Here is a 14,257-nt window from a genome sequence, read left to right as displayed (position 1 = left end):
TTATAATTTATTATGTTTGGAAAGGGATTACGGTAATGAGCTTAGGATAAGAAATTTTACATGGAGTTATTGATCTTCATGTGCATACATTTCCTGATGTTGTTCCAAGAAGAAATACTGATTTGGAATTGTCACGTATATATAGGGCTTGCTTCACTAATAGGCTTTTTGGATTTTCTAGTGAATTTAATCCATAGACCATAGAGAATTTAAGAAAAAAAACACGAGTCCTGCTGACGGTAGCATGGTTTGTACCGGTTCGAAAGACTCTATTGTCCCGGCTGATGCGTAACGAAAAAGATCTTGACTGGACAATAAAGTTATTTGTTGAGAGCTAAAATCCATATTTATCAGAGTTTGAGCCATCGTGAGTAAAGGTCATAAAATTTATAAAGTGCGATGTTAAGAAGCTAAACTGTTTCCCTTTTCAAATTGTTTCTGCTTTGTACAGCAATTGTAAGACTCCTGATGTTTCAGACAACGACATTTTAGTTATCAGTAATCTTTGTATGGAATCAACTGCGAGCTCGCTGGCTCGAATCAAATGCCCATACTTCTCGTCCTATGGATTTGCATCGGTTAATTTTCTGACGACTTCGATTTTCTATTTTGGCAGAGAGGCCAATCTCATGATGCTCAACATCCTTCACTTTGCGGGTCGTCTTTGATCTCGATGAAACTCCGATGCAGCCCAAGTTGGAAACGCAGTAACATCGCCAGGTTAAATCCTACAACTAAAGCGATCATGATCCAGACATCACTGATAATGGCTTGATGTGTTGAAATGAGGCTGCGCAAGGCGTCGATAAGATAGGTCATCGGCAGCCAAATATTAAGCGACCTGGCAAAGCTGTTGAGTAAGTAGGTCGGGTAAAGGCCGCCAGAGGCAGCCAGCTGGATCACGAGAACAATAGAGACCAGCCAGGTTCCAAAACCCCCAAGCAGCAGTCTCAGGAGGAAAATCAGTGACAAGACCAGCCATGAGCCAGGTAACAGGATCAGGAAAAAGGCACCGGGGTCGGCAACGTGTAGATGAGTGCCCTGGGTTAAAGACCAGCAGAGCAGGGCCGTTTGGAGCAAGCCAACTGATCCGACAACGGAGGCCTTGCTCGCCCACCAGGTAATGGCGCGGCGCGGTAAGAAAGCCTCATACATTGTGCCCAGCACGATGCCGCCAACGTACAGGCCGATTGCGATAGCAAAAGGAGCCATCCCGGTCCCATTATTGGGGATCTTAGCGATATCACTGGTGATTTCATGGACAGGATTGGCTAAGGCGGCAGCATTGCGTTCTTGAGTATGGAGCACTTGAAGCTTTTCAACGCCGGTGTTCAAACTGGAAGCCAATGTCTGACTGCCGCTTAACAACTGGTTCGTGCCTTGGAGCAAGCTTGCAGTACCTGAATTTAATTTGCCGGCACCGGCCTGGATTATGGGCAGATTTTGTCGGACAGCGGCGAGTCCGCTGCCGATATGTTGATTCGCGGTAGCTAAGGTGCCAGCCCCTTGGGTATAAACGTTCATACCGGTCGTCAGTTTCTGTGTTCCGTTCAGTAAGGCCCGGGTACCATCACTGCTTGCAGCGCTGCCGGCGGTCATGCCGGCCAGGCCCTTAACAAGAGCCGACGTTTCAGCTTGAATTTGTACCAGACTATTTGTTCCTGAGCTGAGCTGTTTTTTGATATCCTGTGCCAGTTGTGTAAGCTTCGCGGCTCCGGCGGTTAATTGCGGTGATTTCTGCGTGAGCTGTGTCAGGCCGGCTTCAATCTGTTGCAGGCCGCCGGTGAGTGCAGCTGTGTTGCTGGTCAATTTGGCAAAGCCGAAGCTCATGGCCCGGTTGCCAGTGACAAGCTTGCTGTTCCCGCTGATCAGTTGATCGATGCCGCCGCTCATTGAGTTAGTACCCGTGCTCATTTGAGCTTCGCCAAGGATCAGTTGATGTGCCCCGTTTGCGAGCTGCTGACCACCAGCAGCGGCTTTTTTCATACCGGAAGCGGCACTGTTCAGTGCATTAAGTACAGTCGTTGTATAAAGCCTGGTGACCTGGGCCGATACTTTTGCTTTGATTGCGGTCGCGACGCCGCCCGTCATCTTGGAAACGACGAAGCTTTGACCGGAATTGAAACGGAAGTACAGATTCATCTTCTGAGGGCTTGCACTCATGATCGTGGCCGCTTTCTTTGAGAAGTCCTCAGGAATCGTCAGAATCATATAGTACTTCCCGGCCTTCAGCCGCTCCTCGGCAACTTTTTCTGAGACGCGATGAAAACTCAGTACATCCGACTTCACCAAACTGGTTGTTAGGTCGTGGCCAATATTGATGCGCTTGCCGTGGTAGATAACCGCCTTGTCATGATTCACAATAGCCACAGGCAGGTGATCCATCTTGCCATAGGTGTCCCACATTGAAGAAAGATAGATGAAGCAGTAGATCGCAGGGATCAGGGCAATCGCAATCAGAACAACGAACATCCTGTGTCGGATAAGGTATTTCCATTCACTCGTCAGTATTTGATTACCGCCTTTCAAATTAACACTTTGTTCATTGATGATATTAGCTGCTCGATCTAAACCTGACAATACACAATTTCGACCCGAATGTTAAGCTGAATACGTGCCATTTTAGGCGCGCTGCGGTGTTCATCATGTGTGTTCTGCTTTCTTCCGCTACACAAAATCAACAGAAGTGTTCATTGTAATTCTTTTAAATTTGTTGTTAAATGGTTATGAAATTGACGGGCTGTTAATTGGGGGCGAGCCTCATCGAAACGAACACAAAGATGTTAGAGACGGAGATCAAAATTCAAAAAGCCTTTATTAAGTTGGTTCATGAAAACGGCTTTGACAAACTGAGTGTCCAGCAGCTTTCGAAGGCTGCAGGGATCAGCAGGGGTACCTTTTATCTGCACTATGTCGACAAGTATGATCTTTTAGCCCATTACGAAGATGATATCGTAGCCAACATTAGCGGGATTTTCCGGCGTTACCCGAAGCCGGCTTCCGATGCCAAAGCGGGGGAGGTGAATCAGAACAACAACGCATTTTACCAGCTGTTCAGGTATCTGTATCGACAGCGGGATATGGCTGCGCTGCTGTTGAATGAACACGCGGCAGCGATTGCCGGCAAGGTGAAACACTTGATCGGCGAAGTGCTGATGCAGCCGGATCCGAGTTTCCATGGAAAGACGATAAAATTCTCAGCCAACTTTGCGAAGGAAATCGTAATACAGGGAATCATTGATATTATCATCTATTGGCTGAACCAAAAAACGGTTTTGCCTCCGGAAGAAGCTTATCAAATCTTTCTGCAAAGCCGGTCATTGAGCCCACAGCAACTCATAGCAGTTATTGCACGAAGCTAATAGTAGCCCCTTGAAAATAAACCACAGTCTGGACAGACAGGCTTGGCTCTTAAATAGGTGCTCCTCCTTTGCTAATTGTCAATTAGCAAATACAGGGACATAATTGGTATATAGAAAAGGAAACCATAAAGGATGAACATTATTGGAACAAAATTATTCGGTAAAGTAAACGTTCAGCCATGTCTCAGGGAGGCGATGGCCGATGCGCATATATCCCCAAAAGAGTTATCCAGAAGAACAGATATTTCTGCCAGTAGTTTGTCCGGGTTTGACAGTCAGTCTAGCCATAAAGATGAGCACCTATTTCTGATGCGGAAGCTTTGGGTATACCTGTTACTGGTTCTGTTTAAGATTCAGAAAGAGTGATCTAAAGGGGAACCAAGGATGATCAAATGATGCGCATGCCACTCAGGTCAGCAAAGCATTCTTTCTCTCGAAGGGTTTAATGTGACCGCGGCAGAAGAAGCCGACGCTTGTCGAGTGCTGCAGGGGAAGATGAGTATGAATGAACGTGTAAGTAAAGTTAAGGCGGAAAGCATGTATAATGATTGGGTCCATTGTTACCCAGAGAGTAACGGGCTGATTAACAACCTGGATATTCATGGTCAGGGGCAATTGGATAAAATAGGCATGGATAGATTTATTAGCGGCCTCGCCGATAATGCAGATGCAGATCAAAATGTCTACCGGAAAGATATCAAGGATATTTTATCACTGCCCGCTCCACTGCATCAAAGGTGCTCAGACTGATGGGAACAGAAGGGCCTGATCCAAAGACAGTCAGACACCCACGAAGCGCGCCTGAAAAAGCGCGGAAAATCGAAGGACTTATGAGACTGATGCGGAAAGGATGGACCAGGCCTTTATCAGCGATTTACTGATGAAAAAGTAAATACGTTGTATTCCTATATTCAAAGAATGAAAGAAAATATAGCAAATATTAAGCCTGTTCTTTGATAAGGATCAGGCAGACCGCAGGGGGTCGTTTATGATTAAAAAACTCTTATCCAGTATACGGGAATACAAAAAAGATACTATCCTCACCCCGGTATATGTAACATTTGAAGCATTTTTTGAAATTGTTATTCCCACGCTGATGGCCTATCTGATCGATTACGGCATCATTAAGAAAAATATGTCCAATGTTTTATGGATAGGGCTTGCCCTTGTTATCACGGCGATGATTTCGCTGCTGGTCGGCGCTCTCGCAGGACGCAGCGCGGCAACTGCTTCTTCTGGCTATGCAAAGAATCTGCGCCGGGATATGTTCTATAACGTGCAAAAGTTTTCGTTTTCTAATATCGATAAATTTTCGACAGGCAGCATCATCACACGATTGACCACCGACGTTACCAATGTGCAAATGGCGTACCAGATGCTGATCCGCCTTGGGACACGTGCTCCGGTGATGATTGTGTTCGCATTGATCTTCTCTTTTCGTATCGATGTCCATTTATCACTGATTTTTCTTGCAACCATCCCGGTGCTCGGCATCGGCCTGTGGCTGATTATGTCGCACGTACATCCAATCTTCGTGCGGGTTTTCAATACCTATGACCGACTGAACAATGTCGTGCAGGAAAACCTGCTTGGCATCCGGGTGGTCAAATCGTATATCCGGGAGGATTATGAAGAACAGAAGTTTGCGGGCATTTCCCAAACAATCTTTCGGGATTTTTCCAAGGCAGAAAAAAGACTGGCATTCAATATGCCGCTCATGCAGTTCTGTCTTTACGCCAGCATGCTTTTACTTTCCTGGTTCGGCGCAAAAGAGATTGTTGCCAGCGGCAACAATCCGGCTTACGGGCTTTCTGCCGGCGATTTGACGGGCCTCATCACCTATGCGATGCAGATACTCATGAGCCTGATGATGCTTTCGATGGTATTTGTCATGATCATTATTTCCCGCGCGTCGGCCGAGCGCATTGTGGCAATTCTGAATGAGGAAAGCGACCTGAAAAACGGGGAACATCCGGTAACCACGGTAAAGGACGGTTCGATCACTTTTGAGAATGTCACTTTTACATATGCCAGAAAGGCCGACAAGCCGGTTCTTGATGGAATCAGCCTCTTTATCACATCCGGTGAAACGGTCGGCATCCTCGGCGGGACCGGCTCCTCGAAGTCGAGCCTTGTCCAACTGATTCCCCGCCTTTATGATGTCGTGCGCGGAAGGGTAACGGTCGGCGGTGTCGACGTACGGGATTATGATATTGAATCGCTTCGCAATCAGGTAGCGATGGTGCTACAGAAGAATGTACTCTTTTCCGGCACGATCAAAGAAAATCTCCGCTGGGGCAATGAAAACGCGACGAATGAGGAAATGATTCATGCATGCGAGCTTGCCCAGGCCGACGGGTTTATCCGCGAGTTCCCGGATCAGTACGACACCTATATCGAGCAGGGCGGCACCAATGTGTCCGGCGGCCAGAAGCAGCGGCTCTGCATTGCACGGGCGTTGCTGAAGAAGCCCAAAATTCTGATCCTTGATGATTCCACCAGCGCTGTGGACACCAAGACTGATGGAATGATCCGCCAGGCGTTTAAGAATGACATCCCGGATACGACGAAGATCATTATTGCCCAGCGCGTTGCGTCCGTGCAGGACGCCGACAGGATCATCGTGCTCGACGACGGAAAAATCAACGCAGTCGGCACACACGACGAACTGCTTAACACCTGTGCTATTTACAGGGAAATTTACGAGTCGCAGAATGAAGGGGGCGTTCTCCATGAATAAGATACCGCCGAAAGGAAATTCAGGCGGCAAGTCGCCGGTGCAACGCTTCAAACCTGGCACCATCAAAAGACTGTTTTCCTATATGGCTGCTTATAAAATCCAGCTGATTTTCGTTGTCGTCTGTATCTTGATTAGCGCGGCGGCAAACGCGGCATCCGCTTTGTTCCTTCAAACCCTGATCGACAAGTATATCATTCCACTGTTAGGGCAGGTGCATCCCGTATTCATAGGACTGTTCAAGGCGATTCTTCTGATGGGGCTCATCTATATCATCGGAGTGCTTGCCACTTTATTCTACAACAGGGTCATGGTTGTCATCGAGCAGGGTACGCTCAAAAAAGTCCGCGACGAAATGTTCACGCACATGCAGACCTTGCCGATCCGGTACTTCGATACGCATACACACGGAGACGTGATGAGCCGCTATACTAATGATACCGATACGCTGCGCCAGGCTATCTCCCAAAGTTTGCCGCAGATGTTTTCGTCTCTTGTTACAGTGATGGCTTCGTTCTTTGCCATGCTTTATCTCAGCGTCAGCCTAACCGTTTTCGTCGCTCTGTTTGCCTTTGTTCTGCTGAAGGTGATCAAGGCACTGGTGGGCAGAAGCGGGATATTTTTTATGAAGCAGCAGCAATCTCTGGGTGGCGTGGATGGCTATATTGAAGAAATGATCAACGGTCAGAAGGTCATAAAAGTCTTTTGCCACGAGGAAAAGGTCGAGGAAGAGTTTGATAAAAAGAATGATGATCTCTGCTTCAGCTCGACCGAGGCAAACAAGTACGGCAATATCACGATGCCGGTTGTTGGCCATATGGGGTATCTGCTTTATGTGCTTCTTGCCATTATCGGAGGCGCGGCCGGCATTGCGGGTATTCCCAACCTGAGTTTTACCGGCGTCCATGCCCTGACAATCGGCACGATCGTCTCTTTCCTTACCCTGTCCCGCAGCTTTATTAACCCAATCGGCCAGATTTCCATGCAGTTCAACATGGTGGTTATGGCGCTCGCCGGAGCGTCCAGAATCTTTGACTTAATGGATGAAGAAAGCGAACAGGACAGCGGATATGTTATGCTCGTCAATACGAAAATGGAAAATGGCGAAATCAGGGAATGCAAGGAACGGACGGACACATGGGCGTGGAAACATCCGCACAGTGACGGCACGGTAACCTATACTCCATTGCAGGGTGAAATTCGCTTTTTTGATGTGGACTTCGGCTACGCGGAAAACAAAAATGTTCTGCATAACATCACGCTTTACGCCGAACCCGGCCAGAAGGTGGCGCTCGTCGGTGCAACCGGCGCCGGAAAAACGACGATTACCAACTTGATCAACCGTTTCTACGATATTGCCGACGGAAAAATCCGATATGACGGCATCAACATCAATAAGATAAAAAAGGCCGATCTGAGGCGGTCGCTTGGCGTTGTCCTTCAGGATGTGAACTTGTTCACGGGAACGGTCATGGACAATATCCGCTACGGCAAGCTGGATGCGACGGATGAAGAATGTACCATGGCCGCAAAACTTGCGAACGCCGACGGGTTCATCCGCATGCTCCCGCAAGGCTATGATACCTTGCTGGAAGGGGACGGCAGCGGCCTTTCGCAGGGGCAGCGGCAGCTGATTTCAATAGCCCGCGCTGCCGTAGCAGATCCGCCCGTCATGATTCTTGACGAGGCCACTTCCTCAATTGATACCCGGACCGAAGCCATTGTGCAGAAGGGTATGGACGCACTGATGAAGGGCAGGACGGTGTTTGTCATCGCCCACCGGCTATCCACCGTGCAGAACGCCGATGTTATTATGGTGCTTGAGCATGGGCGCATCATCGAACGCGGCAGCCATGGGCAGCTCATTGAGCAAAAGGGCAAATACTATCAGCTCTATACCGGCGCGTTTGAACTGGAGTGAACGACATCCGTTCTGCGTGGAAAGACAGCAGAAAATAATAACGCGGACTCTTCCCCGACCCGCGAAAGGACGAGAAAAATGAAATTATAGAGTGGGTCTATCTAGTCAAGTGAAGCAGTGGACATTCATCCCGTCAATGAATAAACGGAGATTTTGGTCACTACTTCACCAAAACAGCAGATCGTTCAAATGCCGATTGACGCATCTGCATTTTCCATTCCGCGCAACATGCAATGGGGCCATGTGTATTGATGTGCTGGAAAGCGGTGCGAACCCGAATGAAGTCTATCTGAATCACACATTTGAGACCAGATACCCAAACTCTTACAAGTGGGTCTGTCCAGATGGCGGTCTAATCATTCGCTCAACTTGTTTATTCTAATAATTATAAAGACTGTACCCATGATTTTTAAATCAGTTGTTTATAAACTGTTGCGATTATTGGTGGAAAATACTTTAAAATGAACAGTAGACGAATAAATACTGTGTATTAGAAATCCACAATGATATAATGCGCGGGGTCCGGTCTCCCGATTGTTTGCTGAAAAGAAGATGGTTTCGTCAGTCTCATCCCCTTTCTGCCGTGAAAGAGCGTGAGCGACGGCTTTTTTACCCCCTTTCGTACTAAGTCCCGACACGAGAGGGCTGACAGTTGCATGACTGGCTAAAAAAATCTTTTTGGAAGCCAAAAAAACAGACGAACAGGCTGTTGCGGCTGTTCCTGTGTTTTGGGATGATTGTATTGAATTTTAAAAACATTGAGTTTCTTATGGGACCATGATATGATAAAAATAGATTTTTGTCAATAAGAAACCTCCAGTTTTTATAATTTTTACGATAGAGGTCCCTTTAATTTAATTGTTGAGGCTCGGGGGGAATAAAAGATGGACGAACAAAAGAAAGGGAGGCGCCGCCGCGGACAAGTTCTGGAAGAGGCGATCCTGCAGGCCGCGTGGGAGGAACTCTCCAAAACCGGCTATACGCAAATGACGATGGAGAGCGTCGCGACGCGGGCGAGGACAAATAAATCCGTCCTTTATCGCCGCTGGCCCGATAAGTCTGAGCTTGTGATGGCCGCCCTGCGCAAATATTATTTTCCAAAGATTACAAATGAGATCCCCAATACCGGGAACCTGCGCGATGATGTGTATGCCTATCTGCATGCGCGTGTCGCACCGCTGAAAACAATCGGCTCGGAGACGATCAGGGGGCTAATTATGGAACCGGCGGTGTGGCGCAGGATCATCGCATCCATGCCGAAAATATACGAGCGGAAATCAGAGAGCAAACAAATAGCAGCTATGGCAGCGATTTTGAAAAACGCGGAACTTCGCGGAGAAATCCGCCTTGAAAAGCTGACGCCCCGGATCATCTCATTGCCGTTGGATCTGCTGCAGCACGAGCTGATTACAAGGCTGGGACCCGTATCCGACAAAGCCATAGCAGAGATTGTAGACAACATTTTTATACCGCTTATACATGCAACACAGCAATAGCAGAATCTTTCATGAATGATGGGGGAAAAAGGTAAAAGAATCACAGCTTTTGGTCTTATAACATGAACAATCAAATCATAGGTGTGGCCATTGTGGACTTGGAAAGCTGACGCAAGGGAACGGCCACACACGGCAACAATTCTGGGATTGATTATATCGTTGATCGGTGTGCTGCTGGTTCTTACCCATGGAGATCTTTTTCGTGTGTTTGCGATTGATTACAATGCCGGGGATCTCTTCATGCTTATGGTGATCATTTCATGGACCTTTTATACACTGCTCAGCAATAGAATCAAAGGTTTACCCCCGATCGGGGCAACTGCTGTTACCGTGGCCCTCAGTTTGCTGCTGATGCTGCCATTTTTCATTTATTCAAATTTCAACTGGTCCTTTACCCCTGCAACAACATTTGGAATTCTTTATCTGGCACTTTTCCCTTCTGTGGGTTCGCTGTTATTCTGGAATATTGGCGTACCCGTAGTGGGATCAGGCCACGCAGGCATCTTTCTGAATCTGATTACGGTTTTTACCGCAATCATCAGTATTTTATTAGGGAATGGTATTAATCTTTTTCAAATTATCGGCGGGATAGTGGTCATTTTCGGCGTCTACTTAACCAATAAAAAATTTGTTCAAAAGTCTGTTAATGATGAAATGAACTGATATCTTAAACAATATGTAATCATTCATTATAATTTATTATGTTTAGAAGGGGTACGGTAATGAGCTTAGGATAAGCAATTTTACATGGAGTTATTGATCTTCATGTGCATACATTCCCTGATGTTGTTTCAAGAAGAAATACTGATTTGGAATTGTCACGTATATAGGAACTAATAGGCTTTTTTGATTTTCTAGTGAATTTAATCCATAGATCATAGAGAATTTAAGAAAAAAGAACACGAGTCCTGCTGACGGTAGCATGGTTTGTACCGATTCGAAATAGACTCTATTGTCCCGGCTGATGCGTAACGAAAAAGATCTTGACTGGACAGTAAAGCTGTTTACTGAGAGCTAAAATCCATATTTATCAGAGCCTGAGCCATCGTGAGGAAAGAACATTTTTGCCATTAAATTTATAGAGTGCAATGACTCCATAAGTCAACAATTATGATTATGATTCTGAACAGCGAATGACAATGCTATAAAAAATACGGGTTTAAGCAATCATCAGTAAACAGCTTTATTTGTATTTATCGGGAATCCAATAAGTCAAAATGAAATTGATTCCGGATGTCAGTGGTCGGGCGCTAAAAGATTTTACCCATACGTCACTGAAGTCCGGGGCTGATCATCCACAGTGATAGATACAGCTCGTATTAATCTCTGGCAAGTGAAGGGTCTGCTGTTAAAGGCATCAAGTTTGATCGAAGAAAAACCCGGATCACCGGCACTGGCTGCACACGATTATTTTCAATGCCCGGGCCTTTATCGCCGGCATCCTTCGTGGATGAATTCTGTTATCGGTTCAATCGTCGGCACTTCAAAGGAGAGTTGTTTAATCGCCTTTTGTCCTGCTGTACGACCATAGAAACGAACTTATAATGAGCTAACGGTATAATTAGATCAAATAAAAAGGGAACATCTGATTCTTTCATGTGAAATGCAAGGTTGAGCGAAGCGGAACCATAGGAAAGAACGATGTCCTTTTTATTAAGCTGTTTCTCTTTTCGAATTGTTTCTGCTTTGTACAGCACCTGTCAGACTCTTGATGTTTCAGACAACGACAGTTTAGTTATCAGCAATCTTTGTATGGAATCAACTGTGCACTCTTTGTCTCCGATCAAGTGCCCATACTTCTCATCCTGTCGGATTTGCATCGTTTAATTTCCTGACGACTTTAATCTTCTATTCCGGCAGAAAAGCCGATCTCGCGATGCTCATATGACATCATGATTCTCGGCATCCTTCACTTTGCAGGTCGTCTTCGATCTCGATGAAACTTCGATGCAGCCCAAGTTGGAAACGCAGTAACATCGCCAGGTTAAATCCTACTACTAAAGCGATCATGATCCAGACATCGCTGATAATGGCTTGATGTGTTGAGATGAGGCTGCGCAAGGCGTCGATAAGATAGGTCATCGGCAGCCAGATATTAAGCGATCTGGCAAAGCTGTTGAGTAAGTAGGTCGGGTAAAGACCGCCCGAGGCAGCCAGCTGGATCACGAGAACAATAGAGACCAGCCAGGTTCCAAAACCCCCAAGCAGCAGTCTCAGGAGGAAAATCAGTGACAAGAACAGCCATGAACCAAGTAACAGGATCAGGAAAAAGGCAGCGGGGTCGGCAACGTGCAGGTGAGTGCCCTGGGTTAAAGACCAGTAGAGCAGGGCCGTTTGGAGCAAGCCGACTGATCCGACAATTGAGGCCTTGCTTGCCCACCAGGTAATGGCGCGGCGTGGTTTGCGGCGCGGCAGGAAAGCCTCATACATTGTGCCCAGCGCGATGCCGCCGACGTACAGGCCGATTGCGATAGCAAAAGGAGCCATCCCGGTTCCATTATTGGGGATCTTAGCAATATCACTGGTGACTTCCCGGACAGGATTGGCTAAGGCGGCAGCATTGCGTTCTTGAGTATGGAGCACTTGAAGCTTTTCAACGCCGGTGTTCAAACTGGAAACCAATGTCTGACTGCCGCTTAACAACTGGTTCGTGCCTTGGAGCAAGCTTGCAGTACCTGAATTTAATTTGCCGGCACCGGCCTGGATCATGGGCAGATTTTGTCGGACAGCAGCGAGTCCGCTGCCGATACGCTGATTCGCAGTTGCTAAGGTGCCGACTCCCTGGGCATAAACGTTCATACCGGCCGTCACTTTCTGTGCTCCGTTCAGTAAGGTCCGGGTACCATCACTACTTGCAGCACTGCCGGCGGTAATGGCGGCCAGGCCTTTAACGAGAGCCGACGTTTCAGCTTGAATTCGTACCGGACTATTTGTTCCCGAGCTGAGCTGTTTTTTGATATCTTGTGCCAGTTGTGTAAGCTTCGCAGCTCCGGCGGTTAATTGCGGTGATTTCTGTGTGAGCTGCGTCAGGCCGGCTTCAATTTGTTGCAGGCCGCCGGTGAGTGCAGCTGTGTTGCTGGTCAATTTGGCAAGGCCGGAGCTCATGGTCTGGTTGCCAGTGACAAGCTTGCTGTTCCCGCTGATCAGTTGATTGATGCCGCTGCTCATCGAGCTGATGCCCGTGCCCATTTGAGTCTCGCCATGGATCAATTGCTGTGCCCCGTTTGCGAGCTGCTGACCACCAGCAGCGGCTTTTTTCATACCGGAAGCGGCACTGTTCAGTGCATGGAGTACAGTCGTTGCATAAAGTCTAGTGACTTGAGCCGATACTTTTGCTTTGATTGCGGTCGCGACGCCGCCCGTCATCTTGGAAACGACGAAGCTTTGACCGGAATTGAAACGGAAGTACAGATTCATCTTCTGAGGACTTGCACTCATGATCGTGGCCGCTTTCTTTGAGAAATCCTCAGGAATCGTCAGAATCATATAGTACTTCCCGGCCTTCAACCGCTCCTCGGCAACTTTTTCTGAGATGCGATGAAAACTCAGTATATCCGACTTCACCAAACTGGCTGTTAGATCGTGGCCAATATTGATACGCTTGCCGCGGTAGGTAACCGCTTTGTCATGATTCACAATAGCCACGGGGAGGTGATCCATCTTGCCATAGGTATCCCACATTGAAGAAAGATAGATGAAGCAGTAGATCGCAGGGATCAGGGCAATCGCAATCAGAACAACGAACACCTTGTGTCGGACAAGGTATTTCCATTCACTCGCCAACATTTGATTACCTTCTTTCAAATTAACACTTTGTTCATTGATGATATTAGCTGCTCGATCTAAACCTGGCAATACACAATTTCGACCCGAATGTTAAGCTGAATACGTGCTTTTTCAGGTTTTATTCGATATTTATCATGTATGTTCCGCTTTCTTCCGCTACACAAAATCAGCAGAAGTGTTCATTGTAATTTTTTTAAATTTGTTGTTAAATGGTTATGAAATTGACGGTCTGTTAATTGGAGGCGAGCTCCATCGAAACGAACACAAAGATGTTAGAGACGGAGATCAAAATTCAAAAAGCCTTTATTAAGTTGGTTCATGAAAACGGCTTTGACAAACTTAACGTCCAGCAGCTTGCGAAGGCTGCAGGGATCAGCAGGGGTACCTTTTATCTGCACTATGTCGACAAGTATGATCTTTTAGCCCATTACGAAGATGATATCGTGGCCAATATTAGCGGGATTTTCCGGCGTTATCCGAAGCCGGCTTCCGATGCCGAAGCGGGGGAATTAAATCAGAACAACAATGCGTTTTACCAGTTGTTCAGGTATCTGTATCGACAGCGGGATTTGGCTGCACTGTTGTTGAATGAACATGCGGCAGCGATTGACGGCAAGGTGAAACACTTGATCGGCGAAGTGCTGCTGCAGACGGACTCGAGTTTTCATGGAAAGGCGGTGAATTTCTCAGCCGGCTTTGCGAAGGAAATCGTAATACAGGGAATCATTGATATTATCATTTATTGGTTGAACCAAAAAACGGTTTTGCCGCCGGAAGAAGCGTATCAAATCTTTCTGCAAAGCCGGTCATTGACCCCACAGCAACTCATAGCGGTTATTGCACGAAGCTAAAGAGGGAGTCCCTTGAAAATAAATCACAGTCTGGGCAAACAGTATGAGTGTCTGCGCGTCAATTAAGGAACTGCCGTATGCGGGGAACCGCAGGTACGATGGCG

Annotated in this window: 11 protein-coding genes; 9 read left to right on the top strand and 2 right to left on the bottom strand. The window is 47.0% G+C overall.

The genetic code is table 11. From position 1 onward, the window contains the following. Positions 1-53 precede the first annotated feature (53 nt). Positions 54-197 (top strand): DUF6282 family protein, encoded by a 144-nt coding sequence (locus OYT88_RS21000; protein WP_443217539.1) that lies wholly within the window; start codon positions 54-56, stop codon positions 195-197. A 439-nt stretch (positions 198-636) separates the two neighbouring features. Here OYT88_RS21000 and OYT88_RS16745 read toward each other — a convergent pair whose 3' ends face one another. Then, a complete protein-coding gene (locus OYT88_RS16745; RefSeq protein ID WP_274401500.1) occupies positions 637-2,580 on the bottom strand; it encodes a YhgE/Pip family protein in 1,944 nt (647 codons plus the stop codon). Between the two features lie 167 nt (positions 2,581-2,747). On the opposite strand from OYT88_RS16745, the gene OYT88_RS16740 reads away from it, so the two are divergent. From OYT88_RS16740 to OYT88_RS16715, 7 genes are all read left to right on the top strand, one after another. Next, a complete protein-coding gene (locus tag OYT88_RS16740; RefSeq protein WP_274401499.1) occupies positions 2,748-3,362 on the top strand; it encodes a TetR/AcrR family transcriptional regulator in 615 nt (204 codons plus the stop codon). A gap of 132 nt (positions 3,363-3,494) precedes the next feature. Next, on the top strand, positions 3,495-3,728 hold the full coding sequence (locus tag OYT88_RS20995) for a helix-turn-helix domain-containing protein (protein WP_443217534.1): 234 nt from the start codon (positions 3,495-3,497) through the stop codon (positions 3,726-3,728). A gap of 135 nt (positions 3,729-3,863) precedes the next feature. Continuing rightward, on the top strand, positions 3,864-4,112 hold the full coding sequence (locus OYT88_RS16735) for a hypothetical protein (protein WP_274401498.1): 249 nt from the start codon (positions 3,864-3,866) through the stop codon (positions 4,110-4,112). 238 nt (positions 4,113-4,350) lie between these two features. Then, positions 4,351-6,102, top strand: a complete 1,752-nt coding sequence (locus OYT88_RS16730; RefSeq protein WP_274401497.1) for an ABC transporter ATP-binding protein — start codon at positions 4,351-4,353, stop codon at positions 6,100-6,102. Continuing rightward, on the top strand, positions 6,095-8,020 hold the full coding sequence (locus OYT88_RS16725) for an ABC transporter ATP-binding protein (RefSeq protein WP_274401496.1): 1,926 nt from the start codon (positions 6,095-6,097) through the stop codon (positions 8,018-8,020). Before OYT88_RS16730 ends, OYT88_RS16725 begins: the two co-directional genes overlap by 8 nt. Before the next feature lie 884 nt (positions 8,021-8,904). Beyond that, positions 8,905-9,516, top strand: a complete 612-nt coding sequence (locus OYT88_RS16720; protein ID WP_274401495.1) for a TetR/AcrR family transcriptional regulator — start codon at positions 8,905-8,907, stop codon at positions 9,514-9,516. 90 nt (positions 9,517-9,606) lie between these two features. Next, positions 9,607-10,179 carry a DMT family transporter gene (locus OYT88_RS16715; RefSeq protein WP_274401494.1) on the top strand — a complete coding sequence of 191 codons (573 nt, stop codon included), beginning with the start codon at positions 9,607-9,609 and terminating at the stop codon, positions 10,177-10,179. A 1,227-nt stretch (positions 10,180-11,406) separates the two neighbouring features. On the opposite strand, the gene OYT88_RS16705 is transcribed toward OYT88_RS16715, so the two are convergent. Next, positions 11,407-13,302, bottom strand: a complete 1,896-nt coding sequence (locus OYT88_RS16705) for a YhgE/Pip family protein (RefSeq protein ID WP_274401493.1) — start codon at positions 13,300-13,302, stop codon at positions 11,407-11,409. A gap of 269 nt (positions 13,303-13,571) precedes the next feature. Between OYT88_RS16705 and OYT88_RS16700 the strand changes: the two genes are divergently transcribed. Then, the gene (locus OYT88_RS16700) at positions 13,572-14,153 is read left to right on the top strand and encodes a TetR/AcrR family transcriptional regulator (RefSeq protein ID WP_274401492.1); all 582 of its coding nucleotides are present in this window, start codon (positions 13,572-13,574) and stop codon (positions 14,151-14,153) included. The last annotated feature ends 104 nt before the right edge of the window (positions 14,154-14,257 follow it).

It is taken from the genome of Sporolactobacillus sp. CQH2019, assembly GCF_028765345.1.
In the GTDB taxonomy this organism is placed as follows: Bacteria; Bacillota; Bacilli; order Bacillales; family Sporolactobacillaceae; genus Sporolactobacillus.
This window is presented reverse-complemented; position numbering and strand designations above follow the sequence as displayed.